Origin of the sequence: Sphingobacterium allocomposti (genome assembly GCF_008124885.1) — a bacterium.
Lineage (GTDB): Bacteria > Bacteroidota > Bacteroidia > Sphingobacteriales > Sphingobacteriaceae > Sphingobacterium > Sphingobacterium allocomposti.
In genome coordinates this window covers 202,156-227,056 of the sequence record NZ_VNHX01000002.1, presented here as the reverse complement: position 1 = coordinate 227,056, position 24,901 = coordinate 202,156, and the positions used below count along the sequence as shown (strand labels likewise).

General features: G+C 47.4%; 21 protein-coding genes. 9 read left to right on the top strand and 12 right to left on the bottom strand.

The window, feature by feature from the left end; genetic code table 11:
- Positions 1-8: 8 nt before the first annotated feature.
- From BC792_RS02600 to BC792_RS02570, 7 genes are all read left to right on the top strand, one after another.
- A complete protein-coding gene (locus BC792_RS02600; RefSeq protein WP_148907428.1) occupies positions 9-434 on the top strand; it encodes a c-type cytochrome in 426 nt (141 codons plus the stop codon).
- A gap of 224 nt (positions 435-658) precedes the next feature.
- Positions 659-1,237 carry a TetR/AcrR family transcriptional regulator gene (locus tag BC792_RS02595; RefSeq protein WP_148907427.1) on the top strand — a complete coding sequence of 193 codons (579 nt, stop codon included), beginning with the start codon at positions 659-661 and terminating at the stop codon, positions 1,235-1,237.
- A 1-nt stretch (position 1,238) separates the two neighbouring features.
- Positions 1,239-2,573 carry a TolC family protein gene (locus BC792_RS02590; protein ID WP_148907426.1) on the top strand — a complete coding sequence of 445 codons (1,335 nt, stop codon included), beginning with the start codon at positions 1,239-1,241 and terminating at the stop codon, positions 2,571-2,573.
- Between the two features lie 35 nt (positions 2,574-2,608).
- A complete protein-coding gene (locus BC792_RS02585) occupies positions 2,609-3,736 on the top strand; it encodes an efflux RND transporter periplasmic adaptor subunit (protein ID WP_148907425.1) in 1,128 nt (375 codons plus the stop codon).
- Between the two features lie 26 nt (positions 3,737-3,762).
- On the top strand, positions 3,763-6,933 hold the full coding sequence (locus BC792_RS02580) for an efflux RND transporter permease subunit (RefSeq protein WP_148907424.1): 3,171 nt from the start codon (positions 3,763-3,765) through the stop codon (positions 6,931-6,933).
- Between the two features lie 103 nt (positions 6,934-7,036).
- Complete coding sequence (locus BC792_RS02575) at positions 7,037-7,537, top strand: hypothetical protein (protein ID WP_148907423.1); 501 nt, start codon at positions 7,037-7,039, stop codon at positions 7,535-7,537.
- Positions 7,538-7,539: 2 nt separating this feature from the next.
- Positions 7,540-8,376 carry an MBL fold metallo-hydrolase gene (locus BC792_RS02570; protein WP_148907422.1) on the top strand — a complete coding sequence of 279 codons (837 nt, stop codon included), beginning with the start codon at positions 7,540-7,542 and terminating at the stop codon, positions 8,374-8,376.
- 66 nt (positions 8,377-8,442) lie between these two features.
- Here the strand turns inward: BC792_RS02570 and BC792_RS02565 are convergent, their stop codons facing one another.
- Entirely contained in the window at positions 8,443-9,150 is a 708-nt protein-coding gene (locus tag BC792_RS02565; protein WP_148907421.1) for a class I SAM-dependent methyltransferase, read from the bottom strand.
- 82 nt (positions 9,151-9,232) lie between these two features.
- On the opposite strand from BC792_RS02565, the gene BC792_RS02560 reads away from it, so the two are divergent.
- Together BC792_RS02560 and BC792_RS18255 are read left to right on the top strand one after the other, a co-directional pair.
- The gene (locus BC792_RS02560; RefSeq protein WP_148907420.1) at positions 9,233-10,108 is read left to right on the top strand and encodes a LysR family transcriptional regulator; all 876 of its coding nucleotides are present in this window, start codon (positions 9,233-9,235) and stop codon (positions 10,106-10,108) included.
- 250 nt (positions 10,109-10,358) lie between these two features.
- Positions 10,359-10,499, top strand: a complete 141-nt coding sequence (locus tag BC792_RS18255) for a hypothetical protein (protein WP_170249933.1) — start codon at positions 10,359-10,361, stop codon at positions 10,497-10,499.
- A 386-nt stretch (positions 10,500-10,885) separates the two neighbouring features.
- Here the strand turns inward: BC792_RS18255 and BC792_RS02555 are convergent, their stop codons facing one another.
- From BC792_RS02555 to dnaB, 11 genes are all read right to left on the bottom strand, one after another.
- A complete protein-coding gene (locus tag BC792_RS02555) occupies positions 10,886-11,308 on the bottom strand; it encodes an SH3 domain-containing protein (protein ID WP_148907419.1) in 423 nt (140 codons plus the stop codon).
- A gap of 8 nt (positions 11,309-11,316) precedes the next feature.
- Positions 11,317-11,811: a BON domain-containing protein gene (locus tag BC792_RS02550; protein ID WP_148907418.1), complete on the bottom strand. Its 495-nt coding sequence runs from the start codon at positions 11,809-11,811 to the stop codon at positions 11,317-11,319.
- A gap of 93 nt (positions 11,812-11,904) precedes the next feature.
- Positions 11,905-12,357: a hypothetical protein gene (locus BC792_RS02545; protein ID WP_148907417.1), complete on the bottom strand. Its 453-nt coding sequence runs from the start codon at positions 12,355-12,357 to the stop codon at positions 11,905-11,907.
- 142 nt (positions 12,358-12,499) lie between these two features.
- A complete protein-coding gene (locus tag BC792_RS02540) occupies positions 12,500-13,006 on the bottom strand; it encodes a hypothetical protein (RefSeq protein WP_148907416.1) in 507 nt (168 codons plus the stop codon).
- Between the two features lie 76 nt (positions 13,007-13,082).
- Positions 13,083-13,967, bottom strand: coding sequence for a bifunctional 5,10-methylenetetrahydrofolate dehydrogenase/5,10-methenyltetrahydrofolate cyclohydrolase (locus tag BC792_RS02535; RefSeq protein ID WP_148907415.1), 885 nt, complete (start codon positions 13,965-13,967; stop codon positions 13,083-13,085).
- Between the two features lie 124 nt (positions 13,968-14,091).
- Positions 14,092-15,882, bottom strand: coding sequence for a translation elongation factor 4 (gene lepA / locus BC792_RS02530; protein WP_148907414.1), 1,791 nt, complete (start codon positions 15,880-15,882; stop codon positions 14,092-14,094).
- A 383-nt stretch (positions 15,883-16,265) separates the two neighbouring features.
- Positions 16,266-17,585: an ammonium transporter gene (locus BC792_RS02525; protein ID WP_148907413.1), complete on the bottom strand. Its 1,320-nt coding sequence runs from the start codon at positions 17,583-17,585 to the stop codon at positions 16,266-16,268.
- 596 nt (positions 17,586-18,181) lie between these two features.
- The gene (gene murA, locus BC792_RS02520; RefSeq protein ID WP_148907412.1) at positions 18,182-19,504 is read right to left on the bottom strand and encodes a UDP-N-acetylglucosamine 1-carboxyvinyltransferase; all 1,323 of its coding nucleotides are present in this window, start codon (positions 19,502-19,504) and stop codon (positions 18,182-18,184) included.
- A gap of 196 nt (positions 19,505-19,700) precedes the next feature.
- A complete protein-coding gene (locus BC792_RS02515; protein ID WP_148907411.1) occupies positions 19,701-20,387 on the bottom strand; it encodes a DUF4290 domain-containing protein in 687 nt (228 codons plus the stop codon).
- A 58-nt stretch (positions 20,388-20,445) separates the two neighbouring features.
- Positions 20,446-22,719 (bottom strand): ATP-dependent helicase, encoded by a 2,274-nt coding sequence (locus BC792_RS02510; protein WP_148907410.1) that lies wholly within the window; start codon positions 22,717-22,719, stop codon positions 20,446-20,448.
- 255 nt (positions 22,720-22,974) lie between these two features.
- Complete coding sequence (dnaB, locus tag BC792_RS02505) at positions 22,975-24,567, bottom strand: replicative DNA helicase (protein WP_148907409.1); 1,593 nt, start codon at positions 24,565-24,567, stop codon at positions 22,975-22,977.
- Positions 24,568-24,901 lie beyond the last annotated feature (334 nt).

Here is a 24,901-nt window from a genome sequence, read left to right as displayed (position 1 = left end):
TCGACCCTATGCGCAAGAACCTTATTGCCGTCCTGGGCGTCAGCGTGACGTATGCCCTGGCCGTCTATTCCTGCCAGCCCAACGTAAGCATCGAAACTGCACAGTATGCGGTAAACGGACAGAAACTGTACGGCGTACATTGCCAGAACTGCCATGGAGCGAAAGGCGAAGGGCTTGGTATGCTATACCCGCCGTTGACAGATACAGCATACCTGGCTACAAATAGAGCCGCTCTGGCGTGTATCGTAAAAAACGGATTAGAAGGTCCCGTCATCGTTGACGGGAAAACATACGAGGGCGCGATGCCCGGCATTCCTCAGCTAAGCGCGGTGGAGATCGCCTATATCCTGACCTATGTGACAACGAGGTTTGGGAACAGCACAAATACTTATTCACAGGATGAGGTGAAAGAAGCCTTGGAACAGTGCCAATAAAAAAGGTTTCCAAACGGGGAGAATGGAAACCTCTAACTAACCAATTATAAACCTAAATTATGATGACACAAATATACGGCGACGCGCCGGACTCTGCAATAGCGCTAAATCATTTAACAAAGATTTAACAGTAACGTCATCTGTCGCGAAACCCCGAAACTACCCGTATTTATAACAAACATTTGACATTTGTAGCGTGGCTTTTTTACTACATTTGCAACCGAATGAACGTTCAATTGCTAAATAAAAAAGAGGCGATCTTTGAAAGTACGTTAAAACTGATTAATGAGTATGGCTTTCACGGGACTCCCATGAGTCAAATCGCCGCCCGCGCCAATGTTGCAACAGGCACCATCTACCATTATTTTTCGTCGAAGGACGAATTAATTTTAGAGCTCTTCAAATATTGTAGGGAACGCACCAATGATCATATTTTTAATGTCGATCAGGCGCTCTCCTACAAGGAGAAGTTTTTTTTCATATGGAATCGGTTGGTCGATTATTACATCGCCAACAAGGAAGTTTTCTGGTTTATAGAACAGTTTTATTCATCGCCCTACTATGAGCTCATTCAACAAAAGAAAAATCCCTCCTACTACGGTGCAGACCGTATGCGGTTGTTTTTTGAAGAAGGTATTAAATCGGGAATTATCAGGGACGTAAGTTTCTATACGCTGGTTTCAATCTACATCGGGACAGCCACCTCCCATGTAAAGATGGTCACCTACGGTTTCTGTAAAATGCAGGCGAAAGGTCGCGAAGATATTTTAGAAATAATTTGGAATGGTGTTAAAAATCAATAATATGAGATTCAAAAAAGCTGCTTTATTCTTATTCCTCGTATTTAGTATCGCAGGATATACACATGCCCAGACCGGTCCGTCCTCCGGTCAACTTGACAACAATGCGACGTTGGACGATTTGATTGCCTATGCCTTAAGCAATAAAATAGAGTTAAAACAAGCCAATATCGACCGGGAAATCGGCGAGCGTGATATCGCATCGGCCCTTTCCGGATGGTTTCCCCAGATAAGTGCGACCGGTACGTTCGCACACGCCATTCAGATTCCCACGAACATCATCAACGGTGCTCCTATTCAAATGGGACAGAGAAACACAAGCTCGCTTTCTATCCGTGGAGACCAGGCTATCCTGAGCCCCGAGTTATTTCAGGCGTCCCGCGCATCTAAATTTGTCCGCGAACAGAATAACCTCAACATAGAAAGCACCAAAATCAATACCGTGGTTGATGTCAGCAAGGCGTATTACGATATACTAACCTCGGAGGAGTCCATTAAAATCATTAATGAAAATATAGCTCGTCTACAAAGGCAGTATACCGAAGCCAGCGCGCGCTACGAAACGGGGCTTGTAGACAAAACCGACTATAAGCGGGCACAGATATCGCTGAATAACGCACGGGCCGAGCTAAAGACCGCGCAGGAGATGCGGGACTATAAATACGATTATCTCAAGATGCTTCTCGGCATGAACGTACGGGAGAATATCAGCCTGTCCTTCGAAAATCAAGCCATGGAAAGCAATATACTTCTAGACACGTCGGAGATACTGAGCTTTGCAAACCGTGTCGAGTACCGCCAGACGGAGACGTTGCGCAATATACAAAGGCTAAACACCCAATACCAAAAATGGAAGTTCTTACCCCAGCTTGGCGCCTACGCGGTGTATAACGCAAACTATTTCAACAATACATTTGCCGACCTGTATAGCAATAACTTTCCGAGCTCCTCCGTCGGTCTGTCGTTGTCCATACCGATTTTTACGGGAACCAAACGCATTCAGGAGATCCGTAAATCAGAATTAGAAGAAGAACGTATCGAATGGGATTTAAAAAATCTTGAAAACCAGATCAGCACCGAATACTCGTCCGCGATGGCCAGCTACCGGTCGAATATGAACGAGTGGCGCAATGCCAGGGACAATATGGAGTTGTCGGAAGAAGTGTATAACACCATCAAACTGCAGTATGATGCAGGCGTAAAAACCTACCTGGAACTGATGACGGCTGAGACAGATCTAAAAACAAGTCAGCTAAATTACCTAAATGCGCTATATGCCGTACTTTCCAGTAAGCTGGATATACAGCGGGCGTTGGGAACAGTAGACATCACGAAGTAAGAACAACCTTATCAATCAACGAAACATACGAAATCATGAATAAGAACTATTTATTTTCCGCACTAGTCATAGGTTCAGGGCTTTTCTGGCAGTCATGTGGCTCAAAAGATGGCTCTGACAAACAGCAGCAGGCTGCCGCACAAGGGCAGATGGCCGTTCCCGTTACGACAACAACCGTAGAAAAACAGATCGTAGCCGGCGTTAAAAGTTATCCCGCCAGCGCTGTTCCTTTACAGGAAACCCAAATACTAGCTGAAGTAACTGGTTATATTACAAAGATATATGTAGGCGACGGCTCCTTCGTCTCAAAGGGACAGCCGTTATACGAAATTGACCGCATCCGCTATCAGGCGGCTGTGGACCAGGCCAAGGCTAACCTTGAAATTGCCAGGGCTAACCTGCAGCGTGTTGAAAAGGACTTATCACGCTACCAGACCTTAGCTGAACAGGACGCCATCGCAAAACAGACGCTGGACTATGCCCTCACAGATGTGAACAACCAGAAGGCACAGGTGCAGGCCGCGCAGGCCGCGTTAACAACCGCGCAAACCAACCTGCAACGTTCCATCATCCGGGCTCCGTTCTCAGGTGTTGTCGGAATCTCCCAAGTGCGTAACGGCGCGTTGGTAAACGCAGGAACAACATTACTGAACACGATCAGCTCGGTAGATCCCATAGCCGTCGAGTTCCAGATCAATGAACGTGAAATAGCTGAGTTTGTCGCCTATCAGACGGGAAAGTCGGCGACCGAGATCACCGTGGCACTTCCCGATGGAACGACATACGAAGCGCCCGGCAAAGTATCCATCATTGACAGGGCCGTAAACCCACAGACAGGAACCATCACGGTACGGGCTACGTTTAACAACGCCCAGAATACGCTGCGCGCGGGAATGAATCTGACGATGAATGTAAAAAGTACATCGCCGACCGAACAATTGATCATTCCTTTCAAGGCTGTGCAGGACCAGTTAGGCGTGTATAATGTATATGTCGTTAACGATAGCAGCAAAGCGGAAATCCGCCCTGTACAGCTGGGGCTGAAAGTAGATGAGAATGTCGTTGTAAACTCGGGTCTTGAGGCTGGTGAGAAAATTATTGTAGACGGCATCATGAACGTGAGACCGGGTGTTCAAGTGGCCGAGAGTGCTCCTCAGAAATAATTGTCGAAGACCTAAACAAAATTAGTATGATATCAGAAGTTTTTATAAGAAGGCCCGTCACGGCGATTGTCATATCGATATTGATCATGATTATCGGTACGATATCGATCATGACGCTCCCCATAAGTCAGTACCCATCGATTGCACCACCCACTGTTACCGTAACGGCAAACTATACCGGAGCGGATGCGCAAACCGTGGAGCAAACGGTGACCACCCCCATCGAAAGCCAGATCAACGGTACGCCCGGCATGATCTATATGTCATCTAACAGTACGTCTAACGGACAGTCAGCTATTACTGTAACATTCGAAGTCGGCACGGACATCGACGTTGCCACATTGGACGTTCAAAACCGTGTTGGTATTGCCGAACCGTCGCTTCCTGAAGCTGTCCGCCGCTTGGGGGTAACGACGCGCAAGGCGAATACGGACATCTTGATGTTGGTTTCTCTGGTTTCTCCTAAAGGAACCCGCGATGACAAGTTTTTGGCCAACTACGCCAACCTTTATGTAAAGGATGCCATCATGCGTGTCAAAGGTGTGGGTGATGTAACCGCGTTTGGACAACCTTTTTCAATGCGGGTCTGGTTGGACGCCAACAAGTTGACGACCCTAAACCTTACTCCGGCCGATGTGTCTACCGCCATTTCTGAGCAGAATTTGCGGATGCCCGGAGGATCTGTCGGGGCTCCCCCGCTACAGAATCCGCAGGTATTTGAATATCCGGTCATTACGGATTCGGATCTCTCGTCGGTTGAGGATTTTGAAGAGATCATCGTCAAGGCGAATGAAGACGGTTCTATCGTACAGCTGAAAGACGTCGCCCGCGTAGAGCTGGGGCAGTTCAGCTACGCGACAAACACCCGTACCGACGGGATGATATCGACAGGTATGATGGTCGCCCAGACGCCGGGAGGAAATGCCGTGGAGACCGCTGACGGTATTTACGAAACGCTGGAAAACCTGAAAAAATCCTTTCCCGAAGATGTCGACTATGTCGTCGGTTATGAGACTGTGTCGGTAGTGCATGCTTCGATCGACTCGGTCATCCATACATTGATAGAAGCGTTGATTCTGGTGACATTCGTGGTTTTCTTCTTCCTCCAGTCGTGGAGAGCAACGTTGATACCCGTCTTGGCCATCCCGGTTTCGGTAGTGGGTACATTTATCTTCTTTACACTCTTTGGCTTCTCGATAAACAACCTGACCTTACTGGCCTTCGTGCTCGCCATCGGGATTGTCGTGGACGACGCGATCGTTGTGGTTGAGGCAGTACAGCATTATATCGACCACTACAAAATGAGTGCACGGGAAGCGACCTCACACGCCATGAAGGATATCACGGCACCGGTAATTGCCATAGCACTGATCTTGGCCGCTGTATTCGTTCCTGTAGGATTTATCCCCGGAATGGTTGGTAAGCTCTATCAGCAATTTGCGATTACCATTGCCGTCTCGGTCATGTTATCCGCTTTCGTCGCCCTTTCGTTGACACCGGCACTATGCTCGCTACTGCTGAAGCCAACCGCGGTAAATAAAGATGCAAAGGGACTCAACAGATTTTTCTATAAATTTAACGTATGGTTTGAACGGGTAACACACAAGTACTCGCGGGGTGTAAAAGCAAGTATACGGCGGGCACCGTTAGCACTTATCATTCTTTTGTGCATCTTCGTCGGGACAGGATACATGTTTAAGATCAAGCCTACCGGATTTATCCCAACGGAAGACAATGGATCGTTCTTTGCCGGCATCACCCTGCCGGAAGGATCGGCAGCAAGCCGTACAGGCGAAGTCCTGACAGAACTGAACGAACAGTTCCGCAAGGACTTCCCCGAAATTCAGCACATCACGCTGATCTCCGGAATTAACATATTAAACCGGTCTTTCAAATCGAACGCCGCTACCCTTTTCGTTTCTTTGAAACCGTGGGCTACCCGTACACGGACTGCTGCCGACATTACAGGTGCTATTATGGCTAAATATGCAAGCTATAGCAAAGCCCGCGTTTTAGCGGTGACGCCACCAGCAATCCCCGGACTCGGAACATCGGGCGGCTTCTCCCTGATGATACAAGATCAGCAAACGGTAGACATCAAACAGTTTGAAGCCGTAGTCGGGAAATTTCTGGCTGCAGCCAACCAGCGTCCCGAAATCGGCATGGCGTATACGCTCTTCAACTCCAATTCGCCGAACTTCAGAATTTCGGTAAACAGAGAACAGGCGAAAAAGATGCTCGTACCGGTATCGTCCATTTATAGTACGATCTCGGCCTATCTCGGATCTGCCTACATTAATGACTTTACACGGTACGGCCGTAACTTCCGCGTGGTTACACAGGCCGACAACCAATACCGCATGAACATTGAAGACATCAACAAACTGTATGTAAACAATGCACGGGGCGAGTCCGTGCCGTTAAGTACGCTGGTCACATGGGAACTGGTACAAAACCCGTCGATCATCAACCACTATAATATCTTTAGAAGTATAGAGGTGAGTGGTTCGGCTGCTCCGGGATATAGCTCCGGAGATGCATTACGTGCTTTGCGGGAAGTAGCCGAAGAAACGTTACCGAACGGCTACAGCTACGACTTTTCCGGATTATCACTGCAGGAAAGTCAGTCCGGCAATACCACAGTTATGATTTTCGCACTTTGTATCATCTTCGTGTTCTTGCTGCTCGCCTCTCTTTACGAGAGCTGGTCGGTACCGTTTTCCATTCTCCTGTCCGTACCTATCGGTATATTCGGAGCTATATTGACGCTTATGTTTATTCCGACCTTGGATAACAATATCTATGCACAAATCGGACTTGTCACAATCATCGGTCTTGCCGCGAAAAATGCGATCCTGATTGTCGAATTCGCAAAGGAACGGGTCGATATCGGTATGCCATTGCTGGACGCCATTCTGGATGCTGTTAAACTCCGGCTGCGCCCTATCATCATGACGTCATTTGCCTTTATCTTAGGTATTATACCTTTGATGATGTCCAACGGCGCCGGAGCTTTCGCACGGCGGACCATCGGTTGGACCGTATTCGGTGGGATGACGGCAGCAACGCTTCTGGCAATATTCATCGTCCCCGTATTGTTCTATGTCATCACTAAGATGGCTTACGGAAAGAAAAAGCTGGCTGAACTGGAAGCCAACTTCGATCCGGAGAAAGCTAAAAATCTGAGTGCACATTAAGTTCGATTACGAAACAACGAAAAAAAGACGTTTCCACGTGGAGACGTCTTTTTTTGTCGCTATCATTTTATTACCTTTAGTCTACACAAATTAAAAAACCGATATGGAAAACATTCAGCAACTTATACAAGGGCTGATCAACAAGGAAGTTGATAACAGCAGTATTTCGAATAACCTCGCAGGTGATGTGGCGAAAGAAACAGGCAGTTCATTGATCGACGGGTTGAAGTCCGCTGTCTCTGGCGGTAATATGGGTGATCTAACCCGTATATTCAGCAGTGAGGACAGCAATGCGCTAACCTCCAATCCGGTAGTGCAAAACATGATCTCCTCGCTCACCTCGAAGCTGGGTTCTAATGTTGGTATAGACAGTGCCACTGCGGGCAACTTTGCCAGTTCTATCCTTCCCAAGGTCATCAGCATGATTTCGGCGAAGATAAAAAGCGGCGACCTTAACATTGCCGACATACTCAGTTCCTTTACAGGTGGCGGCGCAGGGTCAATCCTTGATCAGGACGGCGACGGCAAGGTGAACTTAAACGATGCCGTGAGTGCGGTAAAAAAAGGTGGCTTAGGCGGCATGCTTGGTGGACTGTTTAAGTAGTAATGAATTTATACACGATAGATACCGGTTTCTTTAAATTAGACGGCGGCGCAATGTTCGGCGTCGTGCCCAAAGCGATCTGGCAAAAAACAAATCCGCCCGACGAACGGAACCTCTGTACATGGGCGAACCGTCTACTTTTAATAGAAGACGGAAGTCAGCTCGTGTTAATCGATACGGCCCTTGGAGACAAGCAGGACGAAAAATTCTTTGGTCATTACTTTCTCCATGGGGATGCCACGCTGGATAAGTCCTTAGCCAAATATGGCTTTCATCGGGACGACATTACGGACGTTATCCTAACGCACCTTCATTTTGACCACTGTGGCGGAGCTGTCATGCGGGCCGGGGACAAACTGGTCCCGGCTTTTAAGAACGCAAGATTCTGGAGCAACGAAAAGCACTGGAACTGGGCTCTATCGCCAAATCCCAGGGAGCGGGCCTCTTTCCTGAAGGAGAACATTCTGCCCCTCGAGGAAAGTGGACAGTTGTGCTTCATAAAGGAAGGGCAACCGTTTTCTGCCAACATTGACATCCGTTATGCCTACGGCCATACGGAAGCAATGATGCTTCCGCAGATCCGGTACAAGAATAAGACCATCTTATACATGGCTGATTTATTGCCTTCCGTAGGACATATCCCGCTTCCTTACGTCATGAGCTATGATGTTAGGCCGTTAACGACTATGGAAGAGCGCCAGCATTACTGGCCGGAGTTTGTTGACAGGGAATATATTCTGTTTCTGGAGCACGACCCTGTACATGCCTGCTGTACACTGCAGCATACAGAAAAAGGTGTACGGCTTAAAGACACGTTTACGCTGGATGATCTAGGATAGATAGTCCAGCGTAAACGCAAGAATTAAGGTTATCGTTTGACGTTCGCCGAAACACGCGCGTCGAAACTACTTGAATCCTACAAAGGAAGCAAAACATAAGTTTTTATGCAGGACGTCCACCTTCTGAAAGCCCACGCTCCGTAACAAATCCAACTGGTATAGCAGATCGCGGGGTGTGTCTTCTTTGTCTATATATGCGAAGACATCATCCCGATAAGCCTCATCCTTCAGTGAAACAAGATACTCGCCATAAAGATCGTGATATAGGTAGCGTTGTAGCAGTTCGTCGCATTGGTAAACGAGATCGAAAATCCAGATGCTTCCACCTTTCCTAAGCAACCTATACAACTTTGCAAAACATTCCTCCCAGTCGCGGTCGTCACGTAAATGATGCAGCACAGCAGTGGCGATGACGACGTCGTACCCGCCGCTGGGCAACGCTATCTGACGAAAGTCTCCTTTAATAGCGGTAACCTTCCCCGATGTTGCTTTCTGCACGCGTTCAACCGCCCTGTTTAACATGTTCTGACTTAAATCAACTAACGTGATGTCCATAGGGGATGCCTTCTGTAAAAGTTTCACCGTATAGTTCCCGGCACCACACCCTATATCCAATACCGATTTTAGGCGCGGATATCGACGCGCGATGGCCTCTGTAATAATTTCCATATTAAAACGGGCATCCAATGTTGTCTGCTGTCCGGTGTCCAAATTGGCAAAACGCTCCACATCCTTGTCAAAGCGTTCCTCGATCTCGCGGATTGTTGATTTCATCCCTTTTCTTTTTTTTCAAAACTACCTAATCAGGTGATACCTTAAAAATACTATATTTATCATCTATCAATACCTATATCGTATGGAACTAAGACATCTCCGGTATTTTATCACCTTAGCTGAAGAGCTGCATTTTGGAAGAGCCGCAAAAAGGCTCTATATTTCCCAGCCTCCATTAAGCCGACAGATCAAGGAACTGGAAGAAGAGCTTGGCGCTGTCCTATTCCTCCGGAACAACAGACGTGTCACCCTCACCGAAGCAGGGCGTTTTTTCTTCCATGAAGCGTCTGAAATGTTGAGGCGCCTGCAGTTGGCCCAACAGCTGACCAACCGGATCCACGGCTCATTTGCCGGGGATGTCAAGATCGGCTACATCAGCTCGACGGACAAATCCAAACTCGGCAGGCTTGTACAGGAGATACAACGGCAATACCCTTTCGTGCAGACGAAGCTGTTCGAATTATCCACCAAGCAGCAGATTAAGGCCCTGGAAGACCGTCAAATGGATTTCGGTATTATCCGCGGACCTAATTATTCCGCGAAACTACAAACCGAAAGGCTCTATGAAGATGGCTTTGTTTTGGCAATCCCCCGCGGCATGCCGCTGCCGGAGGATCTTGCGCAACTATCCAGGCAGCCCTTTGTATCGTATCACGCCAACTACGCACCTATATACCATAGCCAGATGATAGCGTATTGCGCAAAACTCGGTTTTACGCCAAATTTAAGGCATGAATGTAACAATGTTCCGTCTATACTGGAATTGGTTCATCTCGGGGCGGGCATCTCCGTTGTGCCACAAAGCGTACAGAGCCAGTATGCACATCTTGCCGTTGATTTCCTGAATCCCAGTGAATCAGAGATCAGAACCGACATCCTTCTGGCCTATACCGTGGAGCCGGAGCACGCAGCCTTTTCGGATTTGCAGAAGTTAATTCTCCACACGTTAAAAAAGTAATTCCTATACGACCGATGGGAAGCAATATCTCGGGACATTTATACCCATTTTAGGACAATTAAGGACATCTGTACCAATTTCGGACATTTTGGACACGTTTTTCTGACGATCAGTGTATGTTTGCCGTGTCGGGTACCCGGAAGGGCACCGGCCCGCGATACAAACATCGGAATCGTCCCCGGAAAGAGCTTGCTGCAAGACAAGAGACCGCCGGCATTCAACTGTTATTTAACTATAATATTTTAGAAAAATGATAGAACTTAACACGAAGAAAATCGATAATCCAACTGGTCCGGCAACGCCGGAAAGCCATATGCCTAGCCATACGCACGGCAAGCGCCCGATCTTCGGGAATAGCGCTCCGCATCCGGAAAGTCATGACGGATCTTAGGATAACTGCTCCTGTTGGTTAACGCTTGGCCGGTATCTTGGGATGTCGGCCTTTTTTGTACTTTTATACCCTAAAATGGCCGTGGTCAAATAAAAAATGGAACGTTCGTTTTTAAAAACGACCGCGGTCACTTTACAAAAACAAACTTTGAGTTGGGAAAATGACCACGGCCATTTTGTTTTGAGGCTTCTCCGGGCAAAAAATCAGATCAATTTTCTATATATTTCAAACATAGTTGGGTAAACAAAAAGAATAACAGGGAATAGGAGTTAATAGATTGCTTCGTCATTCTTCCTCGCAATGACGGTTTTTTGCGCTTTTATAAGCGCTGCCCTTGCGACGGGTGTCAAGAAGGAAGCCTCGAGGTCCGCTCTTCTATAAAACGCTTATTCAACCGGCTCCAGGTACTGCGCGTAGCAGTATCCTTCTTCTCCATCTTTCGTCCGTACCAGCCACCACTGATCATTTGCACGGCTGATCAATATGATGACTTCCCCTTTCGCCGCCTTTCCCACAATAGGCTGATCGGTGCCCGGGCCTTTCCGGATGTTTAGATTTGATTCCTGCGTGGCCACCCGCACCTGACTTCCTTCCACCGCACTGGACACATCTATGTTCATAACGACATCGCCGGAGAGGAAGTTCGGATCAATTTGGTTATATACATCCCATAACTTGTTTTTTGTATCAGCGTTCGGCGCCGTGCCCCTTATCTGAAGCACCCCTTCCTGCTCAGCATATTGTAAATCCGGTATACCAGAGGCCTTTGCCGTATCCAAAAGCGTCTTATATTTATCTAACAATCCCATGGTTTTGCCTATTTAACAGTTAATCCCGACATGTCTACCTTTTTTGGATTTAGCGCATCCAACGCCATCTTCAGCGGCTGTACACGGGTCTGCTCGATACTGCCCGTAACCGTAATGATACCACTGCTGACCTCCGCTTTTACCGAAGGATAATCTTTGGTTGCATCCGCTACCTTCGCCGTCAGGTCGGCGTCGTCTGTGTTCGTAATAATCGGTGCAGCTTCTACCGTCAACTCATTTGCAACAGATTTAACGTTGTTGGGATCTGCATTTTTTGCTACCTCCGCTAACCGACTCCTGTCCTCTTCGGATGCAACGGTACCGGAAAGCGTTACAGCTCCGTCTTTTACACTGACCACAACATTCGGATGATCGGCGGTTACCGTTTCGATCTTCGCTTTTAGATCGGCATCCGATACCTTCGGCTTGCAGGAAATCGCTCCTACGACAACAGCGGTCGTCATTAACAGGATAAAAACCCAGCTTTTTACTTTGTTCTTCATGATAATTCCATTAAGGGTAGAACCATACATTCTTCCTCTACTTAACAATATCTAAAAGAGATTGTTTGGAATTTACTTTCATTCCGGAACATGCTAATGCACGGCGAGTATTTTCTGAGACGCTCCGTTAAAGTGTATTTCCTCTCCCGCACCTTTCCCTATCAGCAACTTTCCGATCGGCGAATACGGCGAAACCACAATAAAGTCCTGGTCTTCGACGGTTAGTTTTCCGAGACTGATTGCGATAAAGTATAGCAGCTTTTCCGTGACGACGACCGTGCCCGCACCGGCTCGTTCCCGCTCTTCCAATACCAGCTGATCTAACGCCAACCGATCCCGCTTCGCCTGATGAAGCTGTTCCTGGAGCCTACTCAGATCTTGCTGAATCAACTCCCTCGACGTTTCGTATTTGTCCCCGGCGCTGCTCTTTGTGTCGCTCTCGATGCCCTCCTGAGCCACCGAGATACTATGCATGATTTCCTTTAGGCGTTCTTCTGTGTGCCTGGCACAAAGATCTACGAGCGTGCGTTTGGTGTTCATGTCCATATACGAACTTAGAGAAATTACACGGATCCGCAATATATCTTAGATGGTCTACCTCATCGCAGGCAGCTAAGTCTATCCCGGCTCCTCCAAAAACAAAAGCCGGACATGGGGAGTCCGGCTTCCGTCTATCATTACAATCTTTTTAGTTCTTAAGCGCTTCCTTAACGTTTTTTGCCTTGCGTTCTGCATCCTCGGCTACCTGATTCGCCTTGTCGGCAGTCTTATCTATCGCCCTATCAATAGCGCGGCCCGTTGCCTGAGCAGCATCCTTCGTTGCATCTACGGCCTTATTGGCTCCTTCTTCAATGGAGTGTCCGGCATCCTTAGCAGCCGCCTTTACCCTGTCCCAAGCTGTATTTGCATCATCCAGCGCCTTACGTGCTGCTGTTTCCGCTTCCTTGTCGCCGTTCCTCACAGCCTCATCCAGATCCGCCTGTGCTTTCTTAACACGGGCCTCTGCCTCTTCAATCTCCTTGTCCAATGCAGCATGTGCATGGTCGGCGTGATCGTCTATAGAGTCCAAGGTATGGTCAAGCTGCTCGCCGGCTGATACCTCTCCATCGGCGTTTTTGTCCTTGGACGGGCTGTTGTTGCATGCTGCGAAACTAATCGTTCCGGCAATCAATGCTAATAAGGCCAATTTTTTCATGTTTTTTCTTTTAATTATTTTGATGGTTAATTCTCTTCATCAAACAATTATTGTACCAAAAAACATAATTATTCTTCTACTTGGGATATATAGTACCCTTCGCTGCTTCCAATGTATTTTTGAGCAGTCCGACGATCGTCATTAGACCGACCCCTCCCGGAACCGGCGTAATCCATGACGCCTTTTTAGAAACACCTTCAAAGTCGACGTCTCCATAAAGCTTAAAGCCGGATTTTGTTTCGGCCGATTCTTCACGGTTTATACCAACGTCAATCACGACGGCACCTTCCTTTACCATATCCGCGGTAACGAAATTCTTGCGGCCTATTGCGGCCACCACAATATCTCCGGCTAAGATCTCCTCCTTCAGGTTTGCCGTACGGCTGTGCGTTAAAGTAACAGTGCAGTTACCGGGAGTACTGTTTCTCGCCAGTAAAATACTCATCGGTGAACCAACAATGTTGCTACGGCCGACAACGACAGCCTTCTTACCTGAAGTTTCGATTCCATAATGCTCCAACATTAACATGATACCATAAGGCGTCGCAGGAATGAAACAAGGGAGGTTACGTTGCATCCGTCCCAAATTAATCGGGTGAAAGCCATCCACGTCTTTACGGTAATCGATTGCCTCGGTCACCTTATCCGGATCGATATGCTTCGGAAGGGGCAACTGCACAATTAACCCGTCGATTGTGGGGTCCTCGTTAATTTCGCCGATCTTGGCGAGCAACTCAGCTTCCGTAATATCCACATCGTACCGGATATTGGTCGATTCAAACCCCACCAGCTCGCAGTTGCGCATCTTACTGGCTACGTAGGTCTCGCTTCCGCCGTCATTACCCACCAGAATAGCCACAAGGTGGGGTTTACGACCGGCTTGCGCAGTAAAGGAAGCCGCTTCTTGTTTAATATCTTCTTTGATCTTTGCTGATACCAGCTTTCCGTCTAATAAATTCATCGTATTACAGTTGTGACAGTGCTCAGTTGTCCCGTAATTAGTTGCCGGTGAATGGTATGGTGGGCAGCTCGCCGCAAAGTACCAGACACGGTCAACGGTTTACTATTCACTGACCATTAAATAATTAATCCAATTTAAGTACCGCCATAAATGCCGATTGCGGAATCTCCACATTACCGACCTGACGCATACGCTTTTTCCCTTTCTTTTGCTTCTCGAGCAGCTTACGTTTACGGGAGATGTCCCCACCGTAACATTTGGCCGTTACATCTTTCCGAAGTGCAGAAATCGTTTCCCGCGCAATGATTTTGGCTCCGATCGATGCCTGAATCCGTATCTCAAACTGCTGCCGCGGAAGAAGTTCCTTTAGTTTTTCACAGATCTTCTTTCCAAACTCATAGGCATTGCTTCGGTGTATTAACGAAGACAAAGCATCGACCGGCTCATCATTCAAACGGATATCCAGCTTTACCAGATCCGATTTACGGTACCCTACCTGATGGTAATCAAAAGAAGCGTAACCTTTGGAGATGGTTTTCAGCTTATCGTAGAAGTCGAAGACGATTTCTCCCATAGGCATCTCGAAAGTCAGCTCCACGCGATCTGCCGTAAGGTAGGATTGATTAACAATAGTACCGCGCTTCTGTATACACAGCGACATGACAGGCCCGACAAAGTCGGACTTGGTAATAATGTTTGCTTTGATGTAGGGTTCCTCAATAAAGTCCAGCTTACTCGGATCGGGTAGATCAGAGGGGTTATGGACAGTGATTTCCTCTTTGTCTTTCGTCAGGAAGGCGCGGTAAGACACGTTCGGTACCGTGGTGATGACCGTCATATTAAACTCGCGCTCCAGGCGCTCCTGGATAATCTCCATATGTAGCATTCCGAGGAAACCACAGCGGAAACCAAAGCCCAGGGCTGCGGACGACTCCGGTTCAAAAACCAGCGAAGCATCATTCAGCTGCAGCCTGTGCATGGATTCCCTTAGCTCTTCGAAATCTTCGGTATCAACAGGATAAATCCCCGCGAAGACCATCGGTTTTACCTCTTCGAATCCCTGAATGGCCTGCGCACACGGACGGTCACGGTGCGTAATGGTATCGCCCACCTTCACTTCCCGCGCTTCCTTGATACCGGAAATGATATAACCGACGTCACCCGTTCTGATCATATCCTTCGGCACCTGATTTAATTTTAAGGTACCAATTTCGTCGGCAATGTACTCCTTTCCGGTAGCGACAAACTTCACCCGGTCGCCTTTTCTGATCTCGCCGTTCTCCACCTTGAAATAGGCCATAATTCCGCGGAAGGAGTTAAATACCGAGTCGAAGATCAATGCCTGCAGAGGAGCTTGGGGGTCCCCCACGGGTGCAGGAATCCGTTCGATAATAGCTTGCAAGATATCGGGCACACCCATCCCGGTTTTTCCCGATGCAGGAATAATGTCTTCCCGCTTCCCGCCGATCAGATCGATAATCTGATCTTTAACCTCCTCGGGCATCGCCCCGGGAAGATCCATTTTATTCAAAATAGGGATGATCTCCAGATCATGCTCCAATGCCAGGTAGAGATTTGAAATCGTCTGTGCCTGGATTCCCTGCGAAGCATCCACGATGAGCAAAGCCCCCTCGCAGGCCGCTATCGAACGCGAGACCTCATACGAAAAGTCTACGTGTCCGGGCGTATCGATCAAATTTAATATATATTGCTGGCCATCTTTGGTATATTCCATTTGGATAGCGTGCGACTTAATCGTAATGCCGCGCTCACGTTCCAAATCCATATTATCCAATAACTGCGCCTGCGCTTCCCGCTGGGAAATAGTATTCGTATATTCCAACAAACGGTCGGCCAAGGTGCTCTTCCCATGGTCAATATGCGCGATAATACAGAAATTACGTATATGCTTCATACAGGTTTTTATCCAATAAATCTAATTGGCAAATATAATTTTTTTAAAGCAGATAATGGCGGATTATTTAGTAAATAAAAACCCCGGAGATCCGGATTACGGTTTGCAGTCTTCCTGTTAGGGCATCCCTCCTCGATCGCCGCCGATGCACTGTTCAACTCCGTATATGACAGCCGACATAAAAAATCCCCGCGTGCAGGACGGCACGCGGGGCAATTCAAAATTTGGTTTAGTTAGTAAAATGATATCTTTATAACCCGTTGCACATCATTCAGATACAAGGGATTCATGTCATAGTGACTACGTCGGCGGGCTCCGTACCGGCTCCGCTGAATCACGACATGTCTATCCTTCGACAGGCTCAGGATGAACATATCGGGTCTTTATAGTCTTTCGCCGTGCTGCGACAGATCCAGACCTTCTTCTTCTTCTTGTTCGCTCACTCGCAACGGTGTGATCAGATCGGCGACCTTTAGTAACACGAAGGCTAAAACCAGGATGAATACGGTAGCACCGAGAAGCCCTATAAGATGGGCAGTGAACAATCCGGTTTCGCCATAATACAAGCCGTTTGTTTCCACGGCACTATTGATGGCCGAATGAGCAAACACTCCCGTTAGGATCATGCCAACCATCCCCCCGACCCCGTGGCTTGGAAATACGTCTAATGTGTCATCGATATTCGATTTTGTCCGCCAATCGATTAACAGACGGCTGATAATTGCTGCAACAGCTCCGATAACGATAGAGTGCGGTACGGTTACAAATCCAGCAGCAGGCGTTATCGCTACAAGACCTACGACCACTCCTATGCATGTTCCCATGGCCGATGGCTTCGTCCCACGGGCAGCGTCAAACAAAATATACATGACGGCCGCCGCACCAGACGCAGCTGTCGTCGTCGCCAACGCTGTAGCGGCCAGTGCCGACGCACCGAAAGCAGATCCTGCGTTAAATCCAAACCAGCCGAACCACAACAGACCGGTACCGAGTAACACATAGGTGATACGCGCAGGTGTATGTTCCTTACAGCTCTTACCCTGTTTCAGATATATCGCCGAAGCCAAGGCCGTTAACCCTGCCGACATGTGGACGACGGTTCCTCCGGCAAAATCCAGAACTCCCATTTTAAACAGGATACCGTCCGGATGCCACGTAGCATGCGCCAATGGAGCATATATAAAAATAAAGAATAAACAGATAAAAAGGATGTACGAGGTAAACCGGATGCGCTCGGCAAATGCACCTGTTATCAACGCCGGTGTAATGATCGCAAATTTCAGCTGGTACATGGCAAATAGTGCGAAGGGAATTGTCGGCGCTCCACCCCAGGGTTCATGGTCCAAGACGTCCTTGAACATAAAAAAGGTCGTCGGGTTTCCGACTATCCCGCCGACTGTATCGCCAAACACCAGACTAAAGCCGAAAACGACCCACAAAACCGCCACGACGGCCATACAGATAAAGCTTTGCAGCATTGTCGAGATCACGTTCTTTTTCTTGACCATCCCGCCGTAGAAGTATGCCAATCCCGGCGTCATAATTAAAACGAGCGCGGTTGAAGCAAGCATCCACGCAACATCTGCACCATCATACACATGCTCCGACGTGTTTTTAGGCAAAGAAGGGTTAAAAAACGCGGCAATCACAATGATCACCATGATAAAAAACGGAAATAATGATTTTTTTTGCGACGTTGACATATTATTATATTGTTTTCCGATACAATTATATACAATACCAACAAGAAATCAATATTTTTTTTAAAAAAATTTAACATAACACATTAAATTAATATAAAAAAATAAAAAAACACCCCAAAACAAAGGCACAAACCACAAAACAAACAGAACAACAATCAAAATACCGACACATACTCCGAATTACTACAGAAAATCAATAAGAACTGTTGAATGATGGCTATTAGCTATTGGCTAAACAAGTTAGAGAAGACCTCCACGGCTTTACAATTTGTCGACTATTGTATATTGGCTATTGGCTAGTTGAGTTAAAGAACCACCGCGACTTTACGAATCAACGACTTTACAACTTGTTGGCTATTGGACATTGGCTACGAGCTGTTGGCTAGATGAGTTAGACAACCTCCACGACTTTACAAATCAACGACTTTTACAACTTATTGGCTGATGGCTATTAGCTAAACAAGTTGGAGAAGACCTCCACAACTTTACAAATCAACGACTTTACAACCTGTTGGCTATTGGCTATAAAAAACCTTCATCACAGGACGGTAGTTCAGAGACTGCTGGGCAACAACCCCTGAACTACCCGATTTATATTAATGAGAAGGCTGGGCATCAATACGTCTGATATCTGCACCAAGTGCTTTCAGACGTTCTTCGATATCCTGGTACCCCCGCTCAATCTGCTCAATGTTATAGATGACCGATTTTCCGTGTGCCGAAAGGGCAGCAATAAGCAATGAAACGCCTGCACGGATATCTGGAGACGTCATCTCAATTCCACGTAATTTCGTCTGCTTGTTCAGCCCTATCACGGTAGCTCTATGGGGGTCGCAAAGGATGATCTGCGCGCCCATATCGATTAGTTTATCGACGAAAAACAGGCGGCTCTCAAACATCTTTTGGTGGATAAGCACATTTCCTTTGGCCTGAATTGCCGTAACCAATACGATACTCAGGAGATCCGGCGTAAACCCGGGCCATGGAGCATCAGAAACAGTCAGTATCGAACCATCGATAAATGTGTCTATCTCGTAGCCCTCCTGCGACGGGATAAAGATATCGTCCCCCCGTAATTCAAATTTAATTCCCAACTTGGAAAACACGGTCGGAATGATACCCAGTTCCGTAAAACAGACGTTTTTTATCGTCAGTTCGGAGCCGGTCATTGCTGCCAGACCGATAAAAGAACCTATTTCGATCATATCGGGCAACATACGGTGCGTAGTCCCCCCCAGCTTGTCCACCCCTTCTATCGTCAGCAGGTTAGAGCCGATTCCGGATATCTTGGCCCCCATACGGTTCAGCATTTTACACAGCTGTTGCAGATAGGGCTCGCAGGCCGCGTTATAGATGGTCGTGGTCCCCTTAGCCAAGACAGCTGCCATCACTACATTCGCTGTTCCTGTAACGGAAGCCTCGTCCAGCAGTATATAGGCGCCCTTAAGCTCAGAAGCGTCGACGTTAAAAAAATGATTATCGGCATCATATACAAACTTAGCACCCAGCTTTTCGAACCCGAGAAAATGCGTATCCAGACGCCGGCGACCGATTTTATCGCCTCCCGGTTTTGGAATCGCGGCCTTACCGAAACGGGCCAGCAGCGGCCCCACAATCATAATTGATCCGCGGAGCCCTCCTCCTTTTTGCTTAAACTCTTCCGACTGAAAATACGCTATGTTGATATCCTTAGCTTCGAATTCGTAAGTATCTTTATTTATCCGGTTAACCGATACACCTAGCGCCGCCAAAAGGTCGATCAGCTTGTTTACGTCCTTGATATCCGGAATATTGCTAATGGTCATCTTCTCTTCCGTTAGCAGCACTGCCGAGAGAATTTGCAAAGCCTCGTTCTTTGCACCTTGTGGGACGATTTCCCCTGACAATTTTTTCCCCCCGATTATTTCGAATGCATTCATATATAAATGATTATTTATTGGGTGCACGCATCATTGGAATAAATGAGCCCGCTTCACCCGGTTCGTCTTTTAGAGATCTATGGATTATTCAACTATTTATTATCACTCGTGTTTCAGATAGGCGGCGCAACAAAAAGAGCAATTGGATAACGAGGTCCGCTATGCAATTGCCCTTCGGCTTACAGCTTCTATAAAACTATTTTTTTTTCTTTTTCTGGCCGTTGCTTTTCTTTTGAACACTCTGCATTTTTTTTGCACCTCCGTTGTTGTTGCTCTTCTGGTTGTTATTCACGGTGCTGGCACTTTTGGTACGGCTTCCCGGAGGAGGTGTTTTGAACTCCAGCTTCGTTAACACAGTATCGGCCGACAAAGTCAACTGTCCTTTCGACAATTCTGCAAGATCCTGGATTATGTGCTCATCCTGTACACTGTCCTTATTCCATGTGACGTATGCCATTTTCATGAAATTAGCAATAGCCAAAGCCATGCGCTGCCTATGTTCAGGTTGCGACATCCCTAAAGCCTTTTCAATCATGCGTTCTACGGTGTATCCGTAGTGCTTATACCGGATAGGGTGCTGCGGATAATTGAGGAGTTCCGGTTTTTGGTGTATAGCATCACGGCTCGGAACAGGGTAAGGAGAATCAACGTCTATCTTGAAATCGGAGATGATATGCAAATGGTCCCATAACTTATGCTTAAAGTCAGAGACGTCCCGCAAATGTGGGTTTAAGACCCCCATCATATCGATAACTACCTGAGCATATCGGTTTCTTTCTTCTTTCGTTGGAAGCGAGCAGATATAGTCAACCATATTTTGCACGTTTCTTCCATATTCAGCTAAAATGAGCTTTGGGCGGGTACTGTTGTAATCGAAATCCATATCCTGTAGTTTTACGCTGAAAACGATGTTATTTCAGCGCGGTTTTTACCTTTTATATCTATTGTACTATTCTAAGTTTTGCAAATTTAAGCAACAATTGTTTCTGCCCCAACTCTTTGAAAAAAATAGTTGCCTTAATATCCGGCTTGTTTCCTTCCAGATTAATCACTTTACCGAATCCGAAACGTTCGTGCTCAACTTCCATGCCGACCTGCAATCCGGATGTGTCCGACGGAGCAAAACCCGGGGTCGGCACATGTGCCTTCGGCAGAATCGATGTCGTTTTGACCACTTTGGGTTTTGGCTTTGAAAACGTGTCGGCTTCCCGCTGCTTCCATACTACACGCTCAGACTGAAAGCTCTCTGCCCCCCCAGCGCTGCTACGCGGCTGGAAGTCGAGTTCCAGGCAGGCTGGGTTCAGCTCATCAAGAAAACGGCTAGGCTCGCAGTTGTTCAGCGTACCCCAACGGTACCGCGAGGTGGCGTAAGAGAGATGAAGCTTTTTTTCTGCCCGCGTTACGGCAACGTAAAATAGCCGTCGTTCCTCTTCCAATTCTGAACGCGAGTTCAACGATAGCTGGGAAGGAAACAAATTCTCTTCGAGTCCGACGATAAACACCACGGGAAACTCCAGCCCCTTGGACGAGTGGATAGTCATCAGAGATACCGTATCCGCATTGGGGTCCTTGTCGTTGTCGTCGTTCGTCAACAGGGCGATGTCCTGCATAAACACGTCCAAGCCTTTTTCCGCAATATCTTCACGCTCCGAAAATTCCTTTATTCCGTTGAGAAGTTCCTGAATGTTTTCATACCGGCTCAAACCTTCTACAGACTTGTCCTCGTACAAATCTTTCAGAATCCCCGAGTGCTGTGCAATATGCATGGCTGTATCGAACGCGGAGTTTGTCTTGGCAACTGCCTGAAAACTCTGTATCATCAGTCCGAAATTCCCGACAGCCCCCGCACTCCGGCCATCTAAAAACATGGGGGCATTAACCACCACATCCCAAAGCCGGTATTGCTGCTTGTCTGCAGCCACCAATATTTTTTCCAGCGTGGTGTCGCCTATGCCCCTTCGCGGATAATTTATTACACGCTTTAATGCCTCTTCATCGTTCGGATTGAATGTAAGCCTGAAATAGGCTATAAGATCCTTGATCTCTTTCCGTTGGTAGAATGACGTGCCCCCGTAAAGCTTATACGGAATATTTATCTTCCGCAATGCTTCTTCCATGGCGCGAGACTGCGCATTCGTCCGGTACAGAATGGCAAAATCTTTATATTTTAGTCCTTTGAGCGCCCGTTCCTGTGCGATCGCCTCCGCGACAATCTTACCCTCCTCATTATCAGAGAACGCGCGCGTTACCTTGATTTTCTCTCCGTCTTCGTTCTCGGAAAACACATTCTTCTCCAGCTGATTTTGATTCTTCGCGATTACACTATTGGCCGCGTTTACGATCATCTTCGTGGAGCGATAGTTCTGCTCGAGCTTAAATATACGGACATCAGGATAGTCCTTCTGGAAATTTAAAATATTCTGAATATTCGCACCGCGGAAGGCATAAATACTCTGCGCGTCATCACCTACGACACAGATATTCTCATTGACCGCAGCAAGACGCTTAACGATAAGGTACTGGGAAAAGTTGGTATCCTGATACTCATCCACCATGAGGTATTTAAACTGGTGCTGATATTTATGCAGTACCTCAGGGTGCTTATTTAGCAGTACATTTGTTTTAAACAGCAGGTCGTCAAAATCCATGGCGCCCGCCCGATAGCAGCGTTGTGCATAGGTCATATATATCTGCCCTAACTGGCCTCGCCCGTTCGCAATGTCCTCAGCCATAATGGCCTCGTTTTTATTATACTCCTGTGGAGAAATCAAATTGTTCTTTGCCGATGAAATACGGCCGTAGACGTGGTTGGCGTTGTACAGCTTATCGTCCAGATTCATCTCCTTAATGATCGCACGGATTAAGCTTTTCGTATCGTCGGTATCGTAGATGGTAAAATTTCTGGGATAGCCGAGAAGCTCAGCCTCCACACGCAGTATACGTGCAAACACGGAGTGAAAAGTTCCCATCCAGATGTTTTTTGCTTCCTGCCCTACGACACTCATAATACGTTCGCGCATTTCCTTAGCTGCCTTGTTTGTAAACGTAAGCACCAAAATATTAAAAGGATCTACGCCTTTTCGAATCAAATGGGCAACACGATATGTGATAACGCGTGTTTTTCCAGAGCCCGCTCCGGCCACGATCATTACCGGTCCTTCGGTCTGCTCTACCGCTCCACGTTGGGAAGGATTTAATCCTGCTAAATAATCCAAATCTTTCTCCTGAATTTTATGAAAGTCCTGCTAAAAAGTAGCGGTAAAATTAAGAAAAATAATCCACTCTCCAGCATAAATCATTATACTGACGGCAACATGAACCTATCTAGTGCCTGTATCAACGAAAGGAAAAATCATATCAGCCCTGAGCAGCATGCCTAGGCACAGGCCTGTACGACATCTATCTGCTAACTACAGCGATCGGGAGACGAACGCTGCCCTTGCCACCTATATACCTGCACCTTACAACGCCTAAAAAGGCGCGTCGTCCGGCATATCATTCATGCGCGACGGCATGGTTATTCCTCCTGTGTCGAAGTTGCCACCGAAATTGCTAAAAGCATCCGACGGACCAAGGGCCGATCCAAAGCTATCCGGCGTACCGAAAGAATCTCCGCCAGCACCGCCAAAATCTTCTTCCAGATCCACGAACTTAACAAATTTACCGACGAATTTCAGCGGCACGATACCTGTTTCACCGTTACGGTGTTTCGCAATAATCACTTCTCCGACCCCGGCTGTAGGGCGCCCTTCTTCATCTTCGGTCAATCCGTAATACTCAGGACGGTACAGGAAAAGAACCATATCCGCATCCTGCTCGATGGATCCCGACTCCCGCAAATCCGACAGCATCGGCCGCTTGCTATTTCCGGGGCGCGATTCAACCGCGCGGCTTAACTGTGAAAGTGCCAACACCGGAATATTCAACTCTTTCGCGACCGATTTCAAGGCACGGGAGATACTACCGATTTCCTGTTCACGGTTCCCTCCGCCTTTGCCCTCTGATTTACCATGCATCAGCTGGAGGTAATCGACGATAACCATCTGTATATCGTGCTGCGCTTTCAGACGCCGGCATTTTGCCCGAAACTCAAACACGTTTAAGGCAGGCGTATCGTCAATGATGATCGGCGCCTCCGTGAGCCGTCCAATACGCGAGTGTAGCTGCTGCCATTCATGGTCAGCCAGATTTCCTTTTTTCAGCTTTTCCTGTTCTATTTCGGTTTCGCCGGCTATCAGACGATTCACCAGCTGCACCGACGACATCTCCAGCGAGAAGACGGCTACAGCACGCTGATGATCTACCGCAGCATTCCGGGCTACCGATAAGACGAACGCTGTCTTTCCCATAGCCGGACGTGCCGCAATAATCACCAGATCCGACGGCTGCCATCCTGATGTCATACGATCCAACGCCGTTAGGCCCGAAGGGATTCCGGTGAGGCCGTCTGTTCTATCACGCAGCATCTCCAGATTGGAAATTGCTTCCCGCATGATATCATCCATTTTGCGCGAATCACGACGCAGGTTGTTCTGTGCGATATCAAACAACGATTTCTCGGCGTGATCCAACAGGTCGAAGATATCGGCCGTCTCGTCGTACGAGCTATTGATAATCTCGGTAGACACCTTAATCAGCTCGCGCTGTATATATTTTTGTGAAATTATCCGCGCGTGATATTCAATATTCGCCGCAGACACAACGCGGTCTGTCAACTGCGTGATGTAATAGGCCCCTCCAACCATTTCCAGCGCTCCCATTTTACGCAGCTCAGCCGTCACCGTCAATAGATCGATGGGCGACGTCTGCTGGAACAAACTGAAGATAGCCTCGTAGATTTTCTGATGTGCCTCCTTGTAAAAAGACTCTGGCTTGAGAATGTCTATAACTTCGCTTAATGCATTTTTTTCAAGCATAAGCGCCCCTAACACCGCCTCTTCCAAATCCAATGCCTGCGGAGGAAGCTTCCCCAGTCCTCCGATAAGATTATTAAGACTTGTACGCTTCTTTGCAAAATTGGATTTGCCGCCCATGTTGTTAGAAAATTCGTTATCTGTCGCCATTCCAAAAAAGGTTGTTCTGTTTAATCTTTAAGTCTTATCTATTGACCGTGCTCGTAACGGGGTAACAAAAATATAAAAAATAAACATGAACGATTGAATAAGTTGTAAACACCCTTTTTCGGTTGCGTGAACAACCGTGCGTAACCGCTCCGAATACCCTGAAAAAGAACACCTAACTTATACACATCTATTGTGTATAACGTGTTAAAAACACAAAAAGTACACTCACTCACAAACGGTTAAGCCAATGTGGATAACTTCAGGACATGTTAAAAACGTTGGTGCCTACCGTTTAGATCAAGCAAAAATCCGACTCCATGGCTGCTATTCTTTC

Excerpts from the sequence above, each read along its gene's own strand:
- BC792_RS02600 (WP_148907428.1), top strand. The coding sequence starts at position 9 with ATGCGCAAGAACCTTATTGCCGTCCTGGGCGTCAGCGTGACGTATGCC.
- BC792_RS02595 (WP_148907427.1), top strand. The coding sequence starts at position 659 with ATGAACGTTCAATTGCTAAATAAAAAAGAGGCGATCTTTGAAAGTACG.
- BC792_RS02590 (WP_148907426.1), top strand. The coding sequence starts at position 1,239 with ATGAGATTCAAAAAAGCTGCTTTATTCTTATTCCTCGTATTTAGTATC.
- BC792_RS02585 (WP_148907425.1), top strand. The coding sequence starts at position 2,609 with ATGAATAAGAACTATTTATTTTCCGCACTAGTCATAGGTTCAGGGCTT.
- BC792_RS02580 (WP_148907424.1), top strand. The coding sequence starts at position 3,763 with ATGATATCAGAAGTTTTTATAAGAAGGCCCGTCACGGCGATTGTCATA.
- BC792_RS02575 (WP_148907423.1), top strand. The coding sequence starts at position 7,037 with ATGGAAAACATTCAGCAACTTATACAAGGGCTGATCAACAAGGAAGTT.
- BC792_RS02570 (WP_148907422.1), top strand. The coding sequence starts at position 7,540 with ATGAATTTATACACGATAGATACCGGTTTCTTTAAATTAGACGGCGGC.
- BC792_RS02565 (WP_148907421.1), bottom strand. The coding sequence starts at position 9,150 with ATGAAATCAACAATCCGCGAGATCGAGGAACGCTTTGACAAGGATGTG.
- BC792_RS02560 (WP_148907420.1), top strand. The coding sequence starts at position 9,233 with ATGGAACTAAGACATCTCCGGTATTTTATCACCTTAGCTGAAGAGCTG.
- BC792_RS18255 (WP_170249933.1), top strand. The coding sequence starts at position 10,359 with ATGATAGAACTTAACACGAAGAAAATCGATAATCCAACTGGTCCGGCA.
- BC792_RS02555 (WP_148907419.1), bottom strand. The coding sequence starts at position 11,308 with ATGGGATTGTTAGATAAATATAAGACGCTTTTGGATACGGCAAAGGCC.
- BC792_RS02550 (WP_148907418.1), bottom strand. The coding sequence starts at position 11,811 with ATGAAGAACAAAGTAAAAAGCTGGGTTTTTATCCTGTTAATGACGACC.
- BC792_RS02545 (WP_148907417.1), bottom strand. The coding sequence starts at position 12,357 with ATGGACATGAACACCAAACGCACGCTCGTAGATCTTTGTGCCAGGCAC.
- BC792_RS02540 (WP_148907416.1), bottom strand. The coding sequence starts at position 13,006 with ATGAAAAAATTGGCCTTATTAGCATTGATTGCCGGAACGATTAGTTTC.
- BC792_RS02535 (WP_148907415.1), bottom strand. The coding sequence starts at position 13,967 with ATGAATTTATTAGACGGAAAGCTGGTATCAGCAAAGATCAAAGAAGAT.
- lepA (WP_148907414.1), bottom strand. The coding sequence starts at position 15,882 with ATGAAGCATATACGTAATTTCTGTATTATCGCGCATATTGACCATGGG.
- BC792_RS02525 (WP_148907413.1), bottom strand. The coding sequence starts at position 17,585 with ATGTCAACGTCGCAAAAAAAATCATTATTTCCGTTTTTTATCATGGTG.
- murA (WP_148907412.1), bottom strand. The coding sequence starts at position 19,504 with ATGAATGCATTCGAAATAATCGGGGGGAAAAAATTGTCAGGGGAAATC.
- BC792_RS02515 (WP_148907411.1), bottom strand. The coding sequence starts at position 20,387 with ATGGATTTCGATTACAACAGTACCCGCCCAAAGCTCATTTTAGCTGAA.
- dnaB (WP_148907409.1), bottom strand. The coding sequence starts at position 24,567 with ATGGCGACAGATAACGAATTTTCTAACAACATGGGCGGCAAATCCAAT.